Source organism: Amycolatopsis sp. NBC_01480, from assembly GCF_036227205.1.
Taxonomy (GTDB): Bacteria; Actinomycetota; Actinomycetes; order Mycobacteriales; family Pseudonocardiaceae; genus Amycolatopsis.
The window spans coordinates 5,374,388-5,395,893 of sequence record NZ_CP109442.1; the positions used below are offsets into that span (position 1 = coordinate 5,374,388).

Sequence of the window (21,506 nt, forward strand, 5' to 3'; positions counted from 1 at the left end):
CATGGCTGTGCTCACCCCCGAAGCGCCGCCGGCTCCCGTCCGCCCGGCCGGTCCCGGCCGGCGGAACTGGGGCCGGGCGCCGAAGTACGTGCTGGCCGGTGTGCTGGTGCTGGTCTTCCTGACGCCCTTCTACATCATGGTGCGCAACGCGCTGATGACCCGGCCGCAGGTCTCGTCGCCGGACTGGTCGTGGCTGCCGGACCCGCTGTCCTGGGTCAACTTCCACGACCTGTTCGCGGATCCCTCGGTGCCGATGGGACACGCGCTGCTGAACTCGCTGGTGATCGCCGTGATCACCGCTCCGGTCGGCACGATGTTCGGCTCGATGGCGGGTTACGCGCTGGCGCGGATCGACGTGCCCGGCCGCCGCGCGGTGTTCACCTACGTGCTGGTGACGCTGATGATCCCGCAGTCGGTGACGTTCGTGCCGACGTTCGTCGTGGTCGGCGCCATGGGCGGGGTGAACACGACCTGGGGCATCATCGCGCCCAACCTGTTCAGCGCGTTCACGGTGATCCTGTTCCGCAACTTCTACCTGCGCTTCCCGGCGGAGATCGAAGAGGCGGGCCGGCTCGACGGGCTGGGCTACCTCGGCGTCTACCGCCGCCTGGTCCTGCCCAACTCGGGCAGCATGATCGCCTCGCTGGGCGCGCTGATGTTCATCGAGAGCTGGAACTCGTTCCTGTGGCCGCTGGTGATCGGGCAGGACCCGTCTTCGTGGACGGCCCAGATCGCGCTGTCCACTTTCCTCACCGCCCAGACGATCAACCTGCCCGCGCTGTTCGCCGGGGCCCTGGTGACGATCGCGCCACTGGTCGCGATGTTCCTGGTGGCGCAACGGTTCATCGTCCGCGGCATCGCGGCCAGCGGCCTTAAGGAGTAATCCCCGGCCGGTGGCGGCCACGGTCCGGTACCACTTCATCCCTGCTCCTCCTCCTCGCTGCCGGTCCCCGCTCGCCGGGGACCGGTCCTACCCGATCGGACACTCGCCTCGGGTCGTTCCTTCGTGCTATGTTCTCATCAAGAACGGATGTGCGCAATGCGAACAAGCGCATCCGCCACGATCGAGGAACGGGATGAGGGGACTCAATGGCAAGGGTGCTGTCGCTCGGCGAAGCGGTCGCCGAGCTGGTGCACGACGGGGACACCGTCGCGCTCGAGGGTTTCACGCACCTCATCCCGGTCGCGGCCGGGCACGAGATCATCCGGCAGGGCCGCCGCGGGCTGACCCTCGTGCGGATGACCCCGGACATCGTCTACGACCAGCTGATCGGCGCCGGCTGCGCGAGCAAGCTGATCTTCTCCTGGGGCGGCAACCCGGGAGTCGGCTCGCTGCACCGGTTCCGTGACGCCGTGCAGCACGCCTGGCCGGTGCCGCTGGAGATCGAGGAGCACAGCCACGCGGGTATGGCGAACCGTTACGTCGCGGGCGCGTCCGGGCTGCCGTTCGCCGTGCTGCGCGGGTACACCGGCACCGATCTGCCCGCGCAGACCGACACGATCAAGCCGATCACCTGCCCGTTCACCGGCGAGCAGCTGACCGCGGTGCCGGCGCTGAACCCGGATGTCACGATCGTCCACGCGCAGCGGGCCGACCGGGCCGGAAACGTCCAGCTGTGGGGGATCGCGGGCGTGCAGAAGGAAGCGGTGCTGGCGGCGAAGCGCTCGCTGGTCACCGTCGAAGAGGTCGTCGACGAGCTGGAACCGCGGCCGGGCGCAGTGGTGCTGCCGACCTGGGCCGTCACCGCCGTCGCCGAGGTGCCCGGCGGCGCGAAGCCCTCGTACGCCGCGGGCTACTACGAGCGGGACAACGCCGCTTATCAGGCCTGGGACGAGATCGGCCGCGATCGCGGAGAGTTCACGAAGTGGCTGAACGACCTGACGGGGGTCAAGGCGTGAGCGAGTACACCGCGGACGAGATGATGACGGTCGCCGCCGCGCGGGCGCTCGGCGAGGGCATGTCGTGCTTCGTGGGCATCGGGCTGCCCAGCACCGCGGCCAACCTCGCGCGCCGTACGCAAGCACCGAACCTCACGCTGATCTACGAGTCCGGCTGCCTCGGCGCCAAGCCCTCGCGGCTGCCGCTGTCGATCGGCGACGGCGAGCTGGCCGACACGGCCGACGCGGTGGTCAGCGTGCCCGAGGTGTTCAACTACTGGTTGCAGCCCGGCCGGATCGACGTCGGCTTCCTCGGTGCCGCGCAGCTGGACAAGTTCGGCAACATCAACACCACGGTGATCGGCTCCGACTACCACGACCCGAAGGTCCGCCTGCCCGGCGCGGGCGGCGCGCCGGAGATCGCGGCGTCCTGCCGGGAGGTGTTCGTGGTGCTGCGGCAGAATCCCCGCGCGTTCGTGGAGAAGGTCGACTTCGTGACGTCCTTCGGGCACGGCCGCGGCAAAGGCGACCGCGAGCGGCTCGGCCTGCGCGGCGCGGGCCCGACGCTGGTCGTCACCGACCTGGGCCTGTTGCGGCCCGATCCGGAGACCGCGGAGCTGACCCTCACCGAGCTGCACCCCGGAGTGCAGCTCGAGCAGGCCGTCTCCGCCACCGGGTGGACACTGAAGGTGGCCGCGGACCTCAAGACCACCCCCGCGCCCACCGAGCACGAACTGACCCTGCTCCGCGAACTGAAGAAGGCCGGCGAATGAGCGACGCTTACGTACTCGACGCGATCCGCACCCCCTTCGGGCGCTACGGCGGCGCCCTGTCCGGGGTGCGGCCCGACGACCTCGCCGCGGGCGTGCTGCGCACGCTGGGCGAGCGCAACGGGCTCGACCCGTCCACTGTGGACGAAGTGGTGCTCGGCGACGCGAACGGCGCCGGCGAGGACAACCGCAACGTGGCGCGCATGGCCGCCCTGCTCGCGGGCTGGCCGACGTCGGTGCCCGGCGCCACCGTGAACCGGCTGTGTGGCTCCGGGGTCGAGGCGACGATGCAGGCGAGCCGGGCGATCCAGGTCGGCGACGCGTCGCTGGTGGTGGCGGGCGGGGTGGAGTCGATGAGCCGCTCGCCCCTGGTGATGCCCAAGCCGGACAAGGCTTTCCCGGCCGGCAACCAGACGCTGTACAACACCGCGCTCGGCTGGCGGATGGTCAACCCGGCGATGCCGTCGCAGTGGACCGTCTCCCTCGGCGAGTCCACCGAGCTGCTCGCCGAGCGTTACGGCATCAGCCGCGAGGAGCAGGACGCCTTCGCCGCGCGCAGCCATGTGAACGCGGCCCGCGCATGGGACGAGGGCTTCTACGACGACCACGTGGTGCCGGTGGACGGCGTCGAGCTGACCCGTGACGAGGGCATCCGGCCCGACTCCAGCGCGGAGAAGCTCGCGAAGCTGAAGACGGTGTTCCGCAAGGAAAACGGCACCGTCACGGCGGGCAACGCGTCGCCGCTCAACGACGGCGCGTCGGCGTTGCTGCTCGGCGACTCGGCCGCGGCCGAACGGCTCGGCCGGGCGCCGCTGGCGAGGATCGCCGGCCGCGGGGCCGCGGGCGTCGACCCGGACGTGTTCGGCATCGGCCCGGTGCGCGCGGCCGAGATCGCGTTGGCCCGGGCCGGCATCGACTGGGGCGACCTCGCCGCGGTGGAGCTGAACGAGGCCTTCGCCGCGCAGTCGCTGGCTTGCCTGAAGGAGTGGTCGAAGCTCGACCCGGAGATCGTGAACCTCAACGGCGGCGCCATCGCGATCGGCCACCCGCTCGGCGCGTCCGGCGGCCGGATCATCGGCAGCCTCGCGCACCAGCTCCGCCGCACCGGCGGCCGGTGGGGACTGGCCGCCATCTGCATCGGGGTCGGTCAGGGCCTTGCCATCGTGCTCGAACGCCAGTAAGCCGACCAGGGAGGAAACGTGGCCACACCGACCGGGCTCCGCCTGCCGAGCTACCGGCAGGACCCCGAGGGCACGCACCCGCCGATGGACTTCGCGGGTTACCGCTCGACCAAGCTGCGCCATCCGACGCAGCCGCTGGTGCTGCTGCCGCAGATGCTCACCGAGGTGACCGGCCCGCTGCTCGGCCCCGGCCGGCTGGGCGAGCACGACAACGACCTCACCCGGCAGCACTCCGGCGAGCCGCAGGGACAGCGGATCATCGTCACCGGCCGGCTGCTCGACGGCGACGGCCGTCCGATCCGCGACTCGCTCGTGGAAATCTGGCAGGCCAACGCGGGCGGGCGCTACCGGCACACCGGCGACCGCTGGCCGTCGCCGCTCGACCCGAACTTCGACGGGCTCGGCCGCGCGCTGACCGATGCGGACGGGCGGTACGAGTTCACCACCATCAAGCCGGGCGCGTACCCGTGGAAGAACCACGACAACGCGTGGCGGCCCGCGCACATCCACTTTTCGGTGTTCGGGGCGGCCTTCACGCAGCGGCTGGTCACCCAGATGTACTTCCCGGACGACCCGTTGTTCGGCCAGGACCCGATCTTCAACTCCATCCCGGACGAGAAGGCGCGCCAGCGGATGATCTCCCGCTTCGACCTCGAGCGCACCGAGGAGCAGTGGGCGCTGGCGTTCCAGTTCGACATCGTGGTCCGCGGCCGCGAGCAGTCGGTGTTCGAGGACGAGGAGGACGAGGACCAGTGAGCAGCTTGGGGAGCACGCCCTCGCAGACCGTCGGGCCGTACCTGTCGATCGGGCTGCCGTGGGAGGACGGGCCGTTTGTGGTGCCCGACGGCACGCAAGGCGCGGTGTGGATCCGCGGCATGGTGTCCGACGGCGAGGGCGCGCCGGTGCCGGACGCGCTGGTCGAAACCTGGCAGGCCGATCCGTCCGGCCGGTTCGACCATCCGGACGATCCGCGTGGCCGTGGCGAGTCCGGGTTCCGCGGCTTCGGCCGCTGCCCGACCGACGAGCGCGGTGAGTACGGGATCCTCACGCTGCTACCGGGAATCCTGCCGTCCGGGGACGGTGGTGACCAGGCGCCGCACATCGACGTTTCGGTGTTCGCGCGCGGCATGCTGAGCCGCGTCGTCACCCGCATCTACTTCGAGGACCAGGACAACTCGGGTGACGCGGTACTGGCGAGCGTGCCGGAAGAGCGGCGCGCCACACTGGTCGCGGCCAAGGCCGGCGACGGCTACCGGTTCGACGTGCGGCTGCAGGGCGAAGGCGAGACAGTCTTCTTCGCGGTGTGACCGCTCCGGCGAGTGTCCACAATGGAGGTAATGACGTGTCCGCGGTCCAGGTGCACCGGGTGGTCGAAGGTCCCGTCGACGGTCCGGTGGTGGTGTTCGGCAACTCCGTCGGCAGCGACCACCGGATGTGGGCGCCGCAGGTGGCCCCGCTCGTGGCGCGCGGGTTCCGGGTGATCCGGTACGACACCCGCGGTCACGGCGCGTCGCCGGTGCCGCCGGGCCCGTACGAGCTGGACGACCTGGGCGCGGACCTGCTGGCGTTGCTGGACGACGCCGGCGCGGAGCGGGCGCACCTGGTCGGCCTCTCGCTCGGCGGGATGACCGGCATGTGGGCGGGCATCCACGCGCCGGAGCGGGTGGCGAGCCTGACGTTGTGCTGCACGTCGGCGAAGCTGGGGCCGCCGGAGATGTGGGTGGAGCGGGCGGCGAAGGTGCGGGCGGAAGGCACCGGTTCCATCGCCGAGGCAGCTGTCGGGCGGTGGCTCACGCCCGCGTACGTGCAGGCGAACCCGGACGAGGTGGCCTTCCTGCGCGGCATGATCGCGGCGACTCCGAGCGAGGGCTACGCGGCCTGTTGCGGCGTGATCGAGCGGATGGACCTGCTCGGCGGGCTGTCGAAGATCAGCGCCCCGACGCTCGTCATCTCGGGGGCCGAAGACCCGGCGACGCCGCCGGAGCCGCATGGCCGGCTCATCGCCGAGGGGGTGCCGGGCGCGCGGTTCGAGGTGGTCGCGTCGGCGGCGCACCTGGGCAGTTACGAGCAGCCGGCGGAGTTCACCCGGCTGATCCTGGAGCACATCACGGAGGACGCATGACCGGCGAGCGTTACGAGGCGGGCATGAAGGTGCGCCGCGAGGTGCTGGGCGACGAGCACGTCGACCGGTCCGTCGCGCGCACCACGGAGTTCAGCCGCCCGTTCCAGGAGTACATCACCGAGGCCGCGTGGGGTGCGGCGTGGACGCGCGAGGGCCTGGACCGGCGTACGCGCAGCTGCATCACGCTGGCCACGCTCACCGCGCTGCACTGTCACGACGAGCTGGCCATGCACGTCCGCGCGGCCGTCCGAAACGGACTGACCGCCGACGAGATCGGCGAGGTGCTGCTGCACACCGCGGTCTACGCGGGGGTGCCGGCGGCGAACACGGCCATCGCGATCGCCCAGCGCACGCTGGCCGAACTGGGTGAGCCGACGGCCCAGCCACCGGGCGGCGGATAGGGTTCCGGGCATGGACGAGGGCGAACCGGCCGAGCGCGGCGCACACCACGTGCAGTCGCTGGAGCGCGGGCTGGCGGTGATCAGGGCGTTCAGCGCGGAGGCGCCGCACCCCACGCTCAGCGAGGTCGCGCGGGCCACAGGCCTGACCCGCGCGGCGGCGCGGCGGTTCCTGCTCACCCTCGTCGACCTCGGCTACGTCCGCACGGACGGCAAGTACTTCACGCTCACCGCGCGGGTGCTGGACCTGGGTTACGCGTACCTGTCGAGCATGTCGTTGTCGGAGGTGGCGCAGCCGCACCTGGAGCGCCTCTCGGCGGCGGTGCGGGAGTCCAGTTCGGTGTCGGTGCTGGAAGTCCCGGACATCGTGTACATCGCGCGCGTCGCAGTCTCGCGGATCATGACCGTGAGCATCAACGTGGGCACGCGCTTCCCGGCGTACGCGACGTCGATGGGCCACGTGCTGCTCGCGGACATGAGCCGGGCGGAGCTGGAGGCCTACTTCATCGTCGCGGATCTGGACCGCCTCACCGACCACACCCTGACCGACCGTGCGTTGCTGAAAGCCGAACTCGCCCGGGTCGCCGAGCAGGGCTGGGCCATGGTCGACCAGGAACTCGAGGAGGGCCTGCGCTCCGTCGCCGCCCCCATCCACGGCGCCGACGGCCGGGTCGTCGCCGCCGTGAACCTCTCCACCCACGCCAGCCGCACCACCGCGGAAGCCGTCCGCGCCGACCTGGTCCCGCCCCTGCTGGCCACGGCGGCAGCCATCTCGGACGATCTCTCCTCCGCCGGTCCGACCAAGGCCGCCCGTGGCTGACGGCGCCGCCGCTCCCGAGCCACCAGTCCCCGCGCCTGCCGGGCCGCTGGCCGCCGGGCTTGGTGCGGCGGAGCCGCAAGCAGCCGGGCCCGATGGGGCTGGGGCGCGGGTCGCCGGTCTGCTTTTGGCGGCCGGGGCCGGACGGCGGTTCGGCGGGCCGAAGGCGTTGGCCGAGCTGGATGGTGAGCCGCTGGTTCGACGGGCGTTGCGCACGCTCGTCGAGGCGGGGTGTGAGCCGGTCCGGGTGGTCGTCGGTGCGGCGGCTGGGGAGGTTCGGGCCTTGCTGCCTGACCCCGCGCTCGCCGTGTACGCCAAGGGTTGGGAAGGCGGCATGGGTGCTTCGCTGAGAGCTGGTCTGACCGCGCTCGGTGACGTCGACGGGCCCGAAGCCGCTCTGGTGCACCTCGTCGACCTGCCGTGGGTGGGCGCCGACGTGATCGCGCGGGTGGCCGCCGGGGCGAGCGAGAACGTCGTCGCACGCGCGGCGTACGACGGAGTGCCCGGGCACCCCGTGCTGCTGGGCCGCCGTTGGTGGGCCGAGATCGCCGGTTCCGCCCGGGGGGACCGCGGCGCCCGCGACTGGCTGGCCACCCGCGCCGACCTGCGCCTGGTCGAGTGCGGAGACCTGGGCAGCGGCCGGGATGTCGACCACCGCGCCGACCTGGGCGGCAGCTAGAAGATCGAGCAGCCCGGACGCCGTCAGACTGCGGGGCCTGGACATCACCCTGCCCGCCGATACCGCAGCGAACCGGCAAAAGAAAGCGGCCAAGACCCACCGCAACCGAGCTACAGACGACGACGATCAGCGCATCCGCGCCCGAGCGCCCTACCATCGGCACTGTGACGGAGTCTCCGGAAGACCTCGCGGTGGCGCTCGACGCCGTCGGTTACCTTGCCGACGAGGGGCTGGCGACGGCTGGGTTCCTGGCTATGCGGCTGCACCGGCCGTTGTTCTGCGAGGGCGAGCCGGGCACGGGCAAGACGTCGCTGGCGTTGGCGTTGGCGAGTGCGCTCGACCTGCCGCTGGTGCGTTTGCAGTGCCACGAGGGCATCGACGCCGCACAGGCGTTGTACGAGTGGGACTTTCCGCGTCAGCTGCTGCACCTGCGCGCGCTGGAAGCGGCCGAAGGGGGACGGCTTGATGCCGAGACGGCCGAGCGCTCGCTTTACACCGAGCGGTTCCTGCTGGCCCGGCCGCTGCTGCGCGCACTGACCACCGCGCCTTGCGTCCTGCTCATCGACGAGATCGACCGCGCCGACGACGAGTTCGAGGCGTTCCTCCTTGAGCTCCTCGACGAGTACACCGTCACGATCCCGGAGTACGGCGAGATCCGCGCCGAGACGCCGCCGCTGGTCGTCCTCACCTCCAACCGCACCCGCGAGGTGCACGACGCCCTCAAACGACGCTGCCTCTACCACTGGCTGGAACACCCGGACCTGCCCCGGGAAGTGCAGATCCTCCGCCGCCGGATCCCCGGGGTCAGCGAGGCCATGGCCGAGCAGGTCGCCGAAGCGGTGCACCGGCTTCGCGCGATGGAATTGCTGAAACCACCCGGAACGGCGGAATCGCTCGACTGGGCGCGGGCTCTGCTTGCCTTGGGACGCGACGAATTGGACGCGGCGGCGGCGGCGCGCACACTCGGCGCGGTGCTGAAGTACAGCGAAGACCTCGACCGGGTCCGCGCTAAATTGGACGCCTTGTTCGCCTGACCGGACGAACCGAGAGAACCGTTGTGTGCCAAGGGTTTTCTCGCCCACAGGTAATTGCGTTGACCCGGCGGGCCACGGCCGGTCATGCTTGGTCCCATCATCCACTGACCAACACCCGCAAGGCTCTGCGCGCCCACCCCCGCTACCTGGGTGGCCGCTGCGCGGAGCCGCGGTCCGCGCCGTCGTCCAGGGGAGGGGTGGCGGCGCGGACCGTCCAAACCACGTCATCGCGGGCACGGCGTCATCGCGGGCACAGCGTCATCGCGGGCACAATGGGGAGATGGACACCGAAACCGTCGGCCCGCTGGCGGGGTACGCCGGGTTCGCGGCGGCCTTGCGCGAAGCCGGGGTGGCCTGCGACGCGCGACGGGTGCAGGCGTACCTCGCGGCCGTCGCCGAGGTGGACATCGCCGCGCCGACCCAGCTGTACTGGGCCGGGCGGCTGACGTTGTGCTCCGATCCCGACGATCTGCCGCTCTACGAGGAAGCCTTCGCCCGCTGGTTCGAGGTGGAGCCGGCTCCACGGGGCCGCACGGCGAACCAGGCGGAGCGACGCGCGCGCATCGCGCCCCTCATCGCGTCCAGCGGCGGTGAAAGCGACGGCGGCGAGAGTTCCGACAGCCTGCGCGTCGCCGCCAGTGACCACGAAATCCTGCGCCACCGCGACCTCGCCGAGCTGACCACGGCCGAGCGCGAGCACCTGCGGGAACTGCTCGCCACGCTGCATCCCGTGCTGCCGCAACGGAAGTCGTCCCGGCGCGCGCCGGCGCACCACGGGCGGCTCGATCCGTCACGCACCTTGCGCGCGATGCTGGCCGACGGCGGTGAGCCCGTCCGGCTCATTCGCAGCCGCGGGGGAACACGGGCGCGCCGGGTGGTGTTACTCATCGACGTGTCCGGTTCGATGAGCCCCTACGCCGACGCGCTGCTGCGGTTCGCCCACGTGCTCACGCGCGCGAACCCGGCCGGCGTCGAGGTGTTCACGCTGGGCACGCGCATGACGCGGGTGTCCCGGCAACTGCGTCAGCGCGACCCGGAACTCGCGATGCTCGCGGCGGGCACGGCGGTGCCGGACTTCGCCGGCGGGACCCGGCTCGGCGAGACGCTGCGCGTGTTCCTCGACCGCTGGGGCCAGCGCGGATTCGCCCGCCGTGCCGTGGTCACGGTGTTCTCCGACGGGTGGGAGCGCGGCGACCCGAGCCTGCTCGGCGACCAGCTCGCGCGCCTGCGCCGGCTCGCGCACGCCGTATTCTGGGTGAATCCGCACGCGGGACGGGAGGGGTACGCTCCGGTCCAGTCCGGCATTGTGGCCGCCCTGCCCCACATCGACCGGCTGCTGGCCGGGCACAGCCTGGCGACGTTGGAACGACTGCTCGGGGAGATAGCCGATGCGTGACGTACTGGACGACGTGTACCGCCGCTGGTCGGCGGGCGAAACGGTCGGACTCGGCACGGTGGTGGCCACGTTCTCCTCCGCGCCGCGCGAGCCCGGCGCGTCGATGGTGGTGGCCCCCGACGGCACGGTCGTCGGCAGTGTGTCCGGCGGCTGCGTCGAGGGCGCGGTGTACGAGCTGGCCCAGGAGGTCGTCACCGAGCGCAAGCCGGTGCTGCAGCGGTACGGCGTGAGCGACGACGACGCGTTCGCCGTCGGGCTGACCTGCGGCGGGATCATCGACATCTACGTGGAGCACGTGGACCGCGAGTCGATGCCGGAGCTGCCCGAGGTCGTGGAATCGGTGCGGGCCGGGGAGCCGGTCGCCGTGGTCACGGTGATCGAGCACGAGCGCCAGGGCCTCGTGGGCGAGCGCATGATCGTGTGGCCGGACCGCGCGGCGGGCACGCTCGGCTCTTCGCGCATGGACGACGCCGTGGCCGACGACGCGCGCGGCCTGCTCGCCACCGGCCGCACCGGGACCCTGCACTACGGCCCGGACGGCCAGCGCCGCGGCGAGGGCATGGCGGTGTTCGTCAACTCGTTCGAGCCGCCGCCGCGCCTGCTCGTCTTCGGCGCGATCGACTTCGCCGCGGCGATGGCGCGCATGGGCGCGTACCTCGGCTACCAGGTGACGGTCTGCGACGCGCGGCCGGTGTTCGCCACCAGCAGCCGGTTCCCGGACGCGCACGAGGTGGTCGTCGACTGGCCGCACCGCTACCTCAAGGCGGAGGCCGAAGCCGGGCGCATCGACGCCCGCACGGCCATCACGGTCCTCACCCACGACCCCAAGTTCGACGTGCCGCTGCTGGAGGTCGCGCTGGGCCTGGACGTCGGCTACGTCGGCGCCATGGGCTCCCGCAAAACCCATGACGACCGTTTCGCGCGCCTTCGCGAAGCGGGCATCGGTGAGGCCGAGCTGGAACGGCTGTCCTCGCCGATCGGCCTCGACCTCGGCGCCCGCACCCCGGAGGAGACCGCGGTGTCCATCGCGGCGGAGATCATCGCGCTGCGCTGGAGCGGCACCGGACGACGGCTGGCCGCCTTGTCGGGACGCATCCACAACTGAGCTGACGCGAGGGGTCCATTCGCGACAACCCGCCTCCACGGGGTTAACTGCTGCCCGGAAACGCTGCGGGTGCGGCGAAAATCGACCTCGGCCTGGGCCAGGCGCGATCTGTCCATCAGAGAGCGCAGCCGGATTTTGCCGCTGGGCGGAAAAATCATCCGGGTGCTAAGTCCGCACCTACGGCGGCCCGCCCGGATTTCCCGTGCAGATGCGGAACCGCCCCGCGAACGGGCGATGGCAGGGCTTGTCCGCGGGCGAAGGGCGTAGCACGCTCGGCTGTGAGGCCGATCACTCCTCGGCCTTGGCCGTTCCCGCACCGGCCCGCCGCCCTCCGGGCCCGGCGGGCATCCGTTTTTGGAGGCCTTGATGCGCATCACCGTCACCGTCGACGGCACCGAATACACCGATGACGTGGAGCCGCGCACCCTGCTGGTGCACCACCTGCGGGAGCGGGTCGGGAAAGTGGGCACCGTCGTCGGCTGCGACACCAGCAACTGCGGGGCCTGCACCGTCCACCTCGACGGGCAGAGCGTGAAGTCCTGCTCCGTGCTCGCCGTCCAGGCGGACGGGCACGAGGTCACCACCGTCGAAGGGCTGGCCCGCGACGGGCAGCTCCACCCGGTGCAGCAGGCGTTCCACGACAACCACGCGCTGCAGTGCGGATTCTGCACCCCCGGCATGATCATGCAGTCGATCGACCTGCTCGCCGACAATCCCGATCCGGACGAGAAAGCCGTGCGCGAAGGACTCGAGGGCAACCTCTGCCGCTGCACCGGCTACCAGAACATCGTGCGCGCCGTGCAAGACGCCGCGCGGCAGATGAGCCCCGGCGCCGGGCCCGAGGCCGAGCGCATCAAGCACGTCGGCGTGGGTGGTGAATGATGACCGCCACGATCGAGCCCGAGATCGGAAAGTCCCGTCGCCGCAAGGAAGACGAGCGGCTGATCACCGGCCGCACCCGCTGGACCGACAACATCGTGCTGCCCGGCCTGCTCCACCTCGCCGTGCTCCGCAGCCCGCTGGCGCACGCGAAGATCGTCTCCATCGACACGTCGGCAGCCAGGGGCGAGCCCGGGGTCATCGCCGTCTATACCGGCCGGGACCTCGACCCCGAGAGCGCCATCGGCATGCCGTGCGCGTGGCCGATCACGCCGGACATGAAGGCCCCGCGCCGTCCCGTGCTCGCCGCCGACCAGGTGAACTTCGCCGGTGAGGGTGTGGCCGTGGTCGTCGCGCGCACCGCGGCGGAGGCGCACGACGCGCTCGAGAAGATCGACGTCGAATACGACGAGCTGCCGGTGATCCTGGACATGGAGGCCGCGCTCGCCGAGGGCTCGCCGCTGGTGCACGAAGAGCTGGGCACCAACAAAAACGCGCTCTGGGTCTTCGACTCCGCCGAGGCCGGCACCGGTGGATCGGTGGACGAAGCGCTTTCGTCTTCGGAAATCGTGCTCAAGCGCCGGTTCCGCCAGCAGCGGCTGGTGCCGGCGTTCATGGAGCCACGCGCGTGTGTGGTGGACCCGACCGGCGCGCAGATCACCATGTGGGCGGCCACGCAGGTGCCGCACATCCTGCGTGTGATGTCGGCGCTGACGCTGGGCATCCCGGAGCACAAGCTGCGCGTGATCGCCCCCGACGTCGGCGGCGGCTTCGGCGGCAAGATCGGCGTGCTGCCCGAAGAGATGATGACCCTGATCATCGCGCAGAAGCTCGGGAAACCGGTGAAGTGGAACGAATCCCGGTCCGAGACGATGGTGGCCGCGCACCACGGCCGCGACCAGATCCAGGACATCACCATCGCCGCGAACGCCGACGGCACCGTCACCGGGCTGAAGGTCGAGCTGATGGCCGGCCTCGGCGCGTACAACGGCCTGGTCGGGCCGGGCGTGCCGATCCTCGGCGCGTTCATGTTCAACGCCATCTACAAGATCCCGGCGTACCACTTCGCCTGCACCAACGTGTTCACCACGACCACGCTCACCGACGCCTACCGCGGCGCCGGCCGGCCCGAGGCCACGTTCGCGATCGAGCGGATCATGGACGAGCTCGCCGACGAGCTGGGCCTGGACCCGTTGGAGCTGCGGGAGAAGAACTGGATCAAGCACGAGGAGTTCCCGTTCACCACGGTGGCCGGGCTGACCTACGACTCGGGCAACTACGAGGCCGCCACGGAAAAGGCCAAGGAGCTGTTCGGCTACGACAGCCTGCGCCGCGAGCAGGCTTCCCGGCGGGAGGCGAACGACCCGGTCCAGCTGGGCATCGGCATCTCGACGTTCACCGAAATGTGCGGACTGGCCCCTTCGCGGGTGCTCGGCTCGCTGGACTACGCGGCGGGCGGCTGGGAGTACGCGTCGATGCGGGTGCTGCCCACCGGCAAGATCGAGGTGACCACCGGCGCTTCGGCGCACGGCCAGGGGCACGAGACGGCGTGGAGCCAGATCGTCGCCGACCAGCTGGGGGTGCCGTTCGAGGACGTGGAAATCCTGCACGGCGACACGCAGTCCTCGCACAAGGGCATGGACACCTATGGCTCGCGTTCGCTGGTGGTAGGCGGCATCGCCGTGGTCAAGGCCGCGGAGAAGGTGATCGCCAAGGCCAAGCCGATCGCCGCGCACCTGCTGGAGTGCTCGGAGGACGACCTCGAGTTCGCCGGTGGCAAGTTCACCGTGAAAGGCACGGATTCCTCGACCACGATCCAGGACGTCGCGTTCACCGTGTTCGCCGCGCACAACCTGCCCGACGGCATCGAGCCCTCGCTCGACTCCGACGCCACGTTCGACCCGGAGAACTTCTCCTACCCGCACGGCACGCACCTGTGCGCGGCCGAAGTGGACACCGAGACCGGCCGGATCAAGCTGCGTTCGTACGTCTGCGTGGACGACGTCGGAGTGGTCGTGAACCCGCTGATCGTGGAGGGCCAGGTGCACGGCGGGCTAGCGCAGGGCATCGCGCAGGCGCTGTTCGAGGAGGCCGTGCACGACGAAAGCGGCACGCTGACCACGGGCACCTTCGCCGACTACCTGCTGCCTTCGGCGGCCGACCTGCCGTCGTTCACCACGGCCCGCACCGAGACGCCGTCGACCACGAATCCGTTGGGCGCCAAGGGAGTCGGGGAGGCGGGCACGATCGCCTCGACGCCGGCGGTGGTCAACGCGGTGATCGACGCGGTGCGCCACCTCGGCGTCGACGAGATCGAGATGCCGATGACCCCGATGCGCGTGTGGCACGCGATCCAGCACGGGACGACCGACGCCGGCGGCACCGGCAATCAGGCCGGCGGCGGCCTCGGCTCGATCGACGCCTCCGGAGGTGCGCTGTGATCCCCGCCCCGTTCGATTACGTTGCTCCGTCCACAGTGGACGAGGCGGTGCGGGCGCTCGCGGCAGCGGGCGAGGACGCCAAGGTGCTGGCCGGCGGGCAGAGCCTGCTGCCGGTGCTGCGGATGCGCCTGGCCGCGCCGACCACGCTCGTCGACCTCGGGAAGGTGGCGGAGCTGCGCGGCATCCGCGAGGACGGCGACGCGCTGGTGATCGGCGCGATGACCACGCACTACGACGTGCAGCGTGACGCGCTGGTCGCCGAGCACGCCGCGCTGATCAAAGCCGCCACCGACACCGTCGCCGACCCGCAGGTGCGCCACCGCGGCACCTTCGGCGGCGCCATCGCGCACGCCGACCCGGCGGGGGACCTGCTCGCCCCGGTGCTCGCGCTGGACTGCGAGCTGGTGCTCGCCGGCCCGTCCGGGCGGCGGACCGTCGGCGCGGCGGAGTTCTTCCAGGACTACTTCACCACCGCGCTGGCGCCGGACGAGCTGCTCGTGGCGGTCCGCGTGCCGAAGCACACCGGCTGGCGGGCGCACTACGAGAAGTTCAACCGGGTGGCGCAGGCATGGTCGATGGTCGCGGTCGCGGCCACCGTGCGGACCGAGGGCGGCGTGATCGAAGAGGCCCGTGTCGCGCTGACGAACATGGGTGCGACCCCGGTGCGCGCGACCGGCGTCGAGCGGGCGTTGGTCGGCGCTGCGGCTACTGCCGAAACCATCCGGGCCGCGGCGGCCCATGCCGCCGACGGCACTGATCCGGCTGCCGACGGCAACTCCGACGTCGAGTACCGGCAGCACCTCGCGCGGGTGCTGACCGGACGGGCGCTGACGGCCGCGGTGGGTGGTTGACGGGCCGCGCACTGACGGCTGCCGTGGTGGTGACGGGCCGGGTGTTGGCCGCTGCCGTCGGTGGTTGGCTGGCCCGGTCCTGACCGTCGCGGTCGTGGGTGACGGCCGCGGCGCTGGTGGTCGACGCGGTGTGGACGGGCCGGGCGTTGGCCGCCGGAGTCGGTGGTCGGCTCGCCCGGTCCTGACCGCAGTGGTCGGTGGTGGACGGCCCGGCGCCACCGTGGTGTTGCTGGGCCGGGCGTTGGCCGCCGCAGCCGATGGTGGACGGCCCGGCGTTGACCGCTGCGGTGGGTGGTGACCAGCAGGTCGTCGCGGTAGTGGGTGTGTGGTGCCGGGCGTCGATCGTCGCCGGTGGTGGCTGACGTATTCGCGCTGGTGAGGGCGATGTGCGGGCCGTCGTTCCCCGTCTGGTGGTGGCGGCGGTGCGTAAGGTGGCTTCATCGGCCAGTTGCTCCAGAGAGGAGGTCGGCCCGTGCGGCTCGACCACGAATTCACCGTCCCGGCCTCGATCGGTGAGGTCTGGCAGGCGGTCATCGACCCGGAGCGCGTCGCGCCGTGTCTGCCGGGGGCGGCCTTGACCAAGGTCGAGGGGGACTCGTTCACCGGCACGGTGAAGGTCAAGCTGGGGCCGATCTCCTTGCTGTACAAGGGAAGTGGCGAGTTCCTGGAGAAGGACGAGGCGGCCCGAAAGGTGGTCATCAAGGCGTCCGGCAAGGACGCCCGCGGCGGCGGCACCGCGGCCGCGACGGTGACGCTGACCTTGACCGAGACCGAAGGCGGCACGCACGGCGCCGTCGCCAGCGACCTGGCCGTCACGGGCCGCCCGGCCCAGTTCGGGCGCGGCCTGATCTCCGAGGTGAGCGGCAAGATCCTGGACACCTTCGCCGGGAACCTGGCGAGGTCGCTGGACACTGCCGAAGCCCCGGCGGACGCGGCGGAGGAGGCGGCCGGTGACGCCCTCGAGCGCGCGGCCGCGGAGGTCGCGGAGCAGGCCGCCCGGGAACAGCAGGAACCGCCCGCGAACCCACCGGCGGGGCCCAAGTCCCACCTCCGCAGCGTCCCGGCCGGCGGCGCGACCGGTGAGGCGGAAGCCATCGACCTGATGGAGTACGCGGGCCAGTCGGTGGCCAAGCGCATCATTCCGGTCGCCGTCGCGGCGGCGGTCCTGATCGGCGTCATCGCGCTCATCCGAGTCCTGCGCCGCCGCTGACCTCACCCCCCTTCCATCACCCGAACAGGCCGGTTTTGCCCAGCGGCTCTACCCCGAGCAGGGTCAACCGGGCAGATTGACGCGGAAATCCCCCGGGTCGGCGACGCGACCGGGGGCTGACGGATACTCTGGGCAACCTCGCCGGCCGACTTTTCGCAGTGGGGGCGTCACGATGCAGGGAGCCGTCTCCCGGGCCACGCTTTCGGCGTGGCCCGGCTGGCCGTCCCGCTGGACGATGTGGTCCGTCGCCCGGAAACGCTGGATCGTGTACGCGGCCGGGTGCGAGCTGGTGGCCACGGTGGCCGTGATCGGCGGGCTGGCGGTCGAGTTCGGCGGCCCGGTGCGGCCGGTGTCGTTCCTGGTGCTGGTCGGGCTCGGCATCGCGCAGGCTGAGATGGCGCGGCGGATCGAGCGGGCGCGCCGGTGGATGAGCGGCCAGACGCACATCAACGTCACGTCCGTCTGGTACCTCGCCGGTGCCTTCCTGCTGCCGCCCGCGTGGGTCGCGTTGCTCGCGCTCGTGCTGTACCTGCATCTGTGGCTGCGCGTCTGGCGAGGCGTGCGTACGCGGCCCGCGCATCGCTTCGCAGCCAGCACGGCGTGGGCCATGCTTTCCTGCTTCGCCGCTTCTGCCGTGCTGACGGTCGACGGCCTCAACCAGGCCGGCCTCGAAACCTGGCGCGGGGTGTTCGCGCTGGTGCTGGCGGCGGCCGTGTTCGAGCTGGTGAACGTCGCGCTGGTCGCGGTCGGGATCTACCTCTACACGGCCAGCCGCGCGGCCGCGGACCTGATCGGCACCTGGGAGGACAACGCCTTCGAGCTGGCGACCCTGTGCCTCGGCGGGCTGGCCGCGCTCGCGCTGGTCGCGCAGCCGGTGCTGGTGGTCTTCGTGGTCGCCCCGTTGCTGCTGCTGCACCGTTATCTGCTGCTGAAACAGCAGTTGCAGGTCGCCGCCGTCACGGACGAGAAGACCGGCCTGCTGAACACCGCCGGCTGGCACGACCTCGCCACCCGCGAGTACACCCGCGCGCGCCGGCGCGGCCCGGGCAGCGAGTTCGCCGTGCTGATGATCGACCTCGACCACTTCAAGCGGATCAACGACACGTACGGCCACCTGACCGGCGACGAGGTGCTGGCCGCGGTCGCCGTGGCGATCGAGGATTCGGTGCGCACCAGCGACACCGTCGGCCGGTTCGGCGGCGAGGAGTTCGTGGTGCTGTTGCCCGCCACCGGCGACACGCACGTGATGGGCATCGCCGAACGCGTCCGCGTCGCGGTGGGGGAGCTGGCCGTGGTCGTCTCCGGTTCCGCCCGGGTCGACGGGCTTTCGGTCTCCGTCGGCGTCGCGTGTTACCCGGCGGCCGGCGCCACTCTCGACCAGGTGCTGCGCTCCGCCGACGCCGCGCTCTACCGGGCGAAGGACGCCGGGCGCAACCGCGTCGCCGTGTGAGCCGGGGCTCGAAATACCGGGCCGCCGTTGTTGTTGAACGTTGTATGAGTGCCGATCACGAGCCGGACGTGGTGGTCATCGGGGCCGGGCAGGCCGGTCTTTCGGCCGCCTACCACCTGCGTCGCGCGGGGTTCGCCGACGATGTCTCCCGGGGTCGAACCCCGGAACCCCGCCGGGGGACAAGCCCCCCTGGACCCCCCAAGGCGACGTATGTCGTGCTGGACCACGGAAAACGCCCCGGCGGAGCGTGGCAGTACCGCTGGCCTTCGCTGGTGCTGGGCAAGGTGCACGGCATCTACGACCTGCCCGGCATGGCCTTCGGCACGCCGGACATCACGCGGCCGGCGAGCGAAGTCGTCTCCGAGTACTTCGGCCGGTTCGAGAAGGCGTTCTCGCTGCCCGTGCGACGGCCCGTCGACGTCACGGCGGTTCGCCGCGAGGGCGACCGGCTGCTCGTCGAGAGCCCGGCCGAGACCTGGGCCGCGCGGGCCGTGATCAGCGCGACGGGCACCTGGGACCGGCCGTTCTGGCCGCACTACCCGGGCCAGGAGACGTTCGCCGGACGGCAGTTGCACACCGCCGGTTACACCGGCGCGGAGCAGTTCCGGGGGAGCCGCGTGGTGGTCGTCGGCGGTGGCACGTCGGCGGTGCAGCTGCTGATGGAGATCGGCCCGGTCGCCCGGTCGACGACGTGGGTCACGCGCCGTCCGCCGGTGTGGCGCGAGGAGCCGTTCAGCGAGGACTGGGGCCGCGACGCCGTTGCGAAGGTCGAACGGCGCGTGCGCGAGGGCCTGCCGCCGGAGAGCGTGGTCAGCGTGACAGACCTCGCCGTGACGCCGGAGGTGCGCGCCGCCCGCGCGGCCGGTTTCCTTGACCGCAGGCCGATGTTCGAGCGGCTGGTGCCCGAAGGCGTCGTCTGGGCGGACGGCACGTTCGAGCCCGCCGACATGATCCTCTGGGCGACCGGCTTCCGCGCCGCCCTCGACCACCTCGCGCCGCTGCACCTGCGCACGCCGGGCGGCGGCATCCGGATGGACGGCACCCGCGTGGTCGACGAGCCGCGCCTGCACCTGGTCGGCTACGGCCCGTCGGCCAGCACCGTCGGCGCCAACCGGGCGGGCCGCGCCGCCGTGCACGAGGTGCGGCGGCTGCTCGGGCGCTAGTTGCGCCGCGGGGTCTTGAGCGCGCGGTCGAAGACCGTCATGACCAGCACGACCACGCTGACGGCGGCCAGGATCCCGGCGATCACGTGCAGCCCGGAGTCGGTGACCTGGTGGCGGAAGACGATCCCGGTGACGGTGGACGAGGCGATGGACCCGAGGTAGCTGAACGTCCGGAACAGCCCGGCGGCGGTGCCGACCTGATCGGCCGGCGCCTGCGTGTAGAGGGCCGTCTGGTTGCTGACTGTCGTCGCGCCCAGCGTGATCGCGAACAGCAGCGTCACGCCGACGATGAGCAGGACCGGGGTGCTGGAAGTGAACAGCAGGACGGCGGCCGAGGCCAGGATCAGGCTCGCCGCGCCGACGATGAGCGGGCCGCGCACCAGGTTGCGGGCCGAGATCGGCTGCGACACCACCGCGGCGAGGATGCCCATCGGCAGCAGCACCAGCCCGGCTTCCTGCGGCGGGAGCCCGTGGGCTGCCTCCAGCCATTGGGTCAGGCCGTAGAGCACCGTGTAGAACGCCAGCAGCGTGAGCGCGCCGCGCAGGTACGTGCGGGTGAGCGCGAGGTTGGACACGAGCAGCCGCAGGTCGATGAACGGCGTGGCCGACCGTCGTTCCCACACCACCAGCCCGAGGCCCAGCACGACGGAAATCCCCAGGGGAAGCCAATTCGGCGCGGGCAGTGACAGCAGGAAGACCAGCAGGGCGCTCATCATGCCGCCGAACAGCACGATGCCGCCGACGTCGATGCGGCCGGCCAGCTCCCGCAGCGGACGGCGCTCCAGCGGCGCGTCGCGGGGCACCCAGAGGATTGCCAGCAGGAGCGCGATCACGGTGACCGGGAGGTTGACCAGGAACGCCGAGCGCCAGCCGGACGCGGCCACCAGCAGGCCGCCGATGGGCGGGCCGACCGCGACGGTGACCGTGCCCGCGATGGACAGGCCGCCGAGCACCCCGCCGGGCGGATCGCTCAGCCCCGCCCCGAGCGCCCGGCGGCGGATGAGCACCATCGCCGCCGGGTACCCGGCCGAAGTGCCGATCCCGATCAGGACCCGCGCGACGGTCAGCGTCGTCAGGCTGGTGCCGAAGCCGCCGACGAGGCCGCCCGCGAGCACCAGCACGATGCCGGTGAGGAACACCCGGCGCGGGCCCAGCTCTTCGGCGAGTTTGCCCGCGGTGGGCTGGGCGACCGAGCTGGCCAGGTAGAGCGCCGACACCAGGACCGCGGTCGCCCCGACCGAGACGCCCATCGCGTGCGAGATCGGCACCAGCGCGGTCGCGATGAGCGAGCTGTTGATCGGGTTCAGGGCCGAGCTGATGTACAGCGGGGTGACGAAGCGCCAGGAGAAGGCCCCGCGCTTCTTGTCATCGCCCGCTTGTCCGGCGATGGCCGGTCCGGTGGTGTCGGAAGAGGTCATCGGCCGGTCAGTCCTCGCGGATCAGTGACTTCAGGTCGGCCGTGGTGATCACGTCCGCCTGGTGTGAAAGGACCTTCTCCAGGACGACGCGGTGGACCTCCGGGTCGGGGTCGGCGGTGGCGTCGGCGAGCACGAAGATCCGGTAGTCCTGGTCGGAGGCGTCGCGGACGGTCGAGAGCACCACCCCGGCGGTCGAGATGCCGCCGACCACGAGGGTGTCGATCGACTCGTCGCCGAGCAGGGTGTGCAGATCGGTGGTGCTGAAGGCGCCGAAGCGGGTCTTGCGGACGACGATGTCCCCCTCGCGCACTTCCAGCGCGGGATCGATTTCGAGTGACGGGTCGCCGTCGGCGAACAGGCGCCCCTGCCTGACGGGGCCGAACGCCTTGTGGTGGTGGGGCATCGCGTCGTAGTCCTCCGGCGCGAACGCCACCCGCACGAACACGGCCTTGACGTCGTGCTCGCGCGCCCAGTCCAGCGCGGTCTTGGCGCTCTCCAGCACGGCGGCCGGCTCGGTCAGGTGGCTCAGGATCGCGGGCTGGAAATCCATCAGCAGCAACGCGGTCCGCCGCGATTCGATGGCCGGTTCGGTGGTGGGTGTGGTCACGGGACTTGCTCTCCTTTGGCTGCGGGCCGGGACAAGACGGCTGCTTCGGCCGCTCGTAATACACAGGGTAACTGAACAGGTTACCTGTCTAACTGTACAGGTGACCG

21 protein-coding genes are annotated in these 21,506 nt (G+C 71.5%); 19 read left to right on the forward strand and 2 right to left on the reverse strand.

Features of this window, described 5'->3' with window-relative positions; translation table 11 throughout:
• Position 1: 1 nt before the first annotated feature.
• From OG371_RS25705 to OG371_RS25795, 19 genes are all read left to right on the forward strand, one after another.
• Positions 2–883, forward strand: a complete 882-nt coding sequence (locus tag OG371_RS25705) for a carbohydrate ABC transporter permease (RefSeq protein ID WP_329057679.1) — start codon at positions 2–4, stop codon at positions 881–883.
• Between the two features lie 206 nt (positions 884–1,089).
• Positions 1,090–1,899 carry a CoA transferase subunit A gene (locus OG371_RS25710; protein ID WP_329057680.1) on the forward strand — a complete coding sequence of 270 codons (810 nt, stop codon included), beginning with the start codon at positions 1,090–1,092 and terminating at the stop codon, positions 1,897–1,899.
• Entirely contained in the window at positions 1,896–2,651 is a 756-nt protein-coding gene (locus tag OG371_RS25715; RefSeq protein WP_329057682.1) for a CoA-transferase subunit beta, read from the forward strand. Before OG371_RS25710 ends, OG371_RS25715 begins: the two co-directional genes overlap by 4 nt.
• Positions 2,648–3,829 (forward strand): thiolase family protein, encoded by a 1,182-nt coding sequence (locus OG371_RS25720; protein ID WP_329057683.1) that lies wholly within the window; start codon positions 2,648–2,650, stop codon positions 3,827–3,829. The genes OG371_RS25715 and OG371_RS25720 overlap by 4 nt, the downstream gene beginning before the upstream one ends.
• Positions 3,830–3,847: 18 nt before the next feature.
• Positions 3,848–4,585 (forward strand): protocatechuate 3,4-dioxygenase subunit beta, encoded by a 738-nt coding sequence (gene pcaH, locus OG371_RS25725; protein WP_329057684.1) that lies wholly within the window; start codon positions 3,848–3,850, stop codon positions 4,583–4,585.
• Positions 4,582–5,136, forward strand: a complete 555-nt coding sequence (gene pcaG, locus OG371_RS25730) for a protocatechuate 3,4-dioxygenase subunit alpha (RefSeq protein WP_329057685.1) — start codon at positions 4,582–4,584, stop codon at positions 5,134–5,136. The genes pcaH and pcaG overlap by 4 nt, the downstream gene beginning before the upstream one ends.
• Before the next feature lie 35 nt (positions 5,137–5,171).
• On the forward strand, positions 5,172–5,951 hold the full coding sequence (pcaD, locus tag OG371_RS25735; protein WP_329057687.1) for a 3-oxoadipate enol-lactonase: 780 nt from the start codon (positions 5,172–5,174) through the stop codon (positions 5,949–5,951).
• Positions 5,948–6,352: a 4-carboxymuconolactone decarboxylase gene (pcaC, locus tag OG371_RS25740; RefSeq protein ID WP_329057690.1), complete on the forward strand. Its 405-nt coding sequence runs from the start codon at positions 5,948–5,950 to the stop codon at positions 6,350–6,352. The genes pcaD and pcaC overlap by 4 nt, the downstream gene beginning before the upstream one ends.
• Before the next feature lie 10 nt (positions 6,353–6,362).
• Positions 6,363–7,169 carry an IclR family transcriptional regulator domain-containing protein gene (locus OG371_RS25745; protein WP_329057692.1) on the forward strand — a complete coding sequence of 269 codons (807 nt, stop codon included), beginning with the start codon at positions 6,363–6,365 and terminating at the stop codon, positions 7,167–7,169.
• A 118-nt stretch (positions 7,170–7,287) separates the two neighbouring features.
• Entirely contained in the window at positions 7,288–7,845 is a 558-nt protein-coding gene (locus OG371_RS25750; RefSeq protein WP_329073262.1) for a nucleotidyltransferase family protein, read from the forward strand.
• Between the two features lie 164 nt (positions 7,846–8,009).
• Complete coding sequence (locus OG371_RS25755; protein WP_329057694.1) at positions 8,010–8,879, forward strand: AAA family ATPase; 870 nt, start codon at positions 8,010–8,012, stop codon at positions 8,877–8,879.
• Between the two features lie 280 nt (positions 8,880–9,159).
• Positions 9,160–10,275 carry a vWA domain-containing protein gene (locus OG371_RS25760; RefSeq protein ID WP_329057696.1) on the forward strand — a complete coding sequence of 372 codons (1,116 nt, stop codon included), beginning with the start codon at positions 9,160–9,162 and terminating at the stop codon, positions 10,273–10,275.
• Positions 10,268–11,380, forward strand: coding sequence for an XdhC/CoxI family protein (locus tag OG371_RS25765; protein WP_329057698.1), 1,113 nt, complete (start codon positions 10,268–10,270; stop codon positions 11,378–11,380). Before OG371_RS25760 ends, OG371_RS25765 begins: the two co-directional genes overlap by 8 nt.
• A 366-nt stretch (positions 11,381–11,746) precedes the next feature.
• On the forward strand, positions 11,747–12,262 hold the full coding sequence (locus OG371_RS25770) for a (2Fe-2S)-binding protein (protein ID WP_329057700.1): 516 nt from the start codon (positions 11,747–11,749) through the stop codon (positions 12,260–12,262).
• The gene (locus tag OG371_RS25775) at positions 12,262–14,700 is read left to right on the forward strand and encodes a xanthine dehydrogenase family protein molybdopterin-binding subunit (protein WP_329057702.1); all 2,439 of its coding nucleotides are present in this window, start codon (positions 12,262–12,264) and stop codon (positions 14,698–14,700) included. Before OG371_RS25770 ends, OG371_RS25775 begins: the two co-directional genes overlap by 1 nt.
• Positions 14,697–15,551: an FAD binding domain-containing protein gene (locus OG371_RS25780; protein WP_329057703.1), complete on the forward strand. Its 855-nt coding sequence runs from the start codon at positions 14,697–14,699 to the stop codon at positions 15,549–15,551. Before OG371_RS25775 ends, OG371_RS25780 begins: the two co-directional genes overlap by 4 nt.
• A gap of 472 nt (positions 15,552–16,023) precedes the next feature.
• Positions 16,024–16,761, forward strand: coding sequence for an SRPBCC family protein (locus tag OG371_RS25785; RefSeq protein WP_329057706.1), 738 nt, complete (start codon positions 16,024–16,026; stop codon positions 16,759–16,761).
• Positions 16,762–16,996: 235 nt separating this feature from the next.
• Positions 16,997–18,211 (forward strand): GGDEF domain-containing protein, encoded by a 1,215-nt coding sequence (locus OG371_RS25790; RefSeq protein ID WP_329073263.1) that lies wholly within the window; start codon positions 16,997–16,999, stop codon positions 18,209–18,211.
• 44 nt (positions 18,212–18,255) lie between these two features.
• Complete coding sequence (locus OG371_RS25795; protein WP_329057708.1) at positions 18,256–19,374, forward strand: NAD(P)-binding domain-containing protein; 1,119 nt, start codon at positions 18,256–18,258, stop codon at positions 19,372–19,374.
• Here the strand turns inward: OG371_RS25795 and OG371_RS25800 are convergent.
• Both OG371_RS25800 and OG371_RS25805 read right to left on the reverse strand, forming a co-directional pair.
• The gene (locus OG371_RS25800; RefSeq protein ID WP_329057710.1) at positions 19,371–20,792 is read right to left on the reverse strand and encodes an MFS transporter; all 1,422 of its coding nucleotides are present in this window, start codon (positions 20,790–20,792) and stop codon (positions 19,371–19,373) included. The genes OG371_RS25795 and OG371_RS25800 overlap by 4 nt on opposite strands.
• 7 nt (positions 20,793–20,799) lie before the next feature.
• The gene (locus OG371_RS25805; RefSeq protein ID WP_329057712.1) at positions 20,800–21,399 is read right to left on the reverse strand and encodes a cysteine hydrolase family protein; all 600 of its coding nucleotides are present in this window, start codon (positions 21,397–21,399) and stop codon (positions 20,800–20,802) included.
• Between the last annotated feature and the right edge of the window lie 107 nt (positions 21,400–21,506).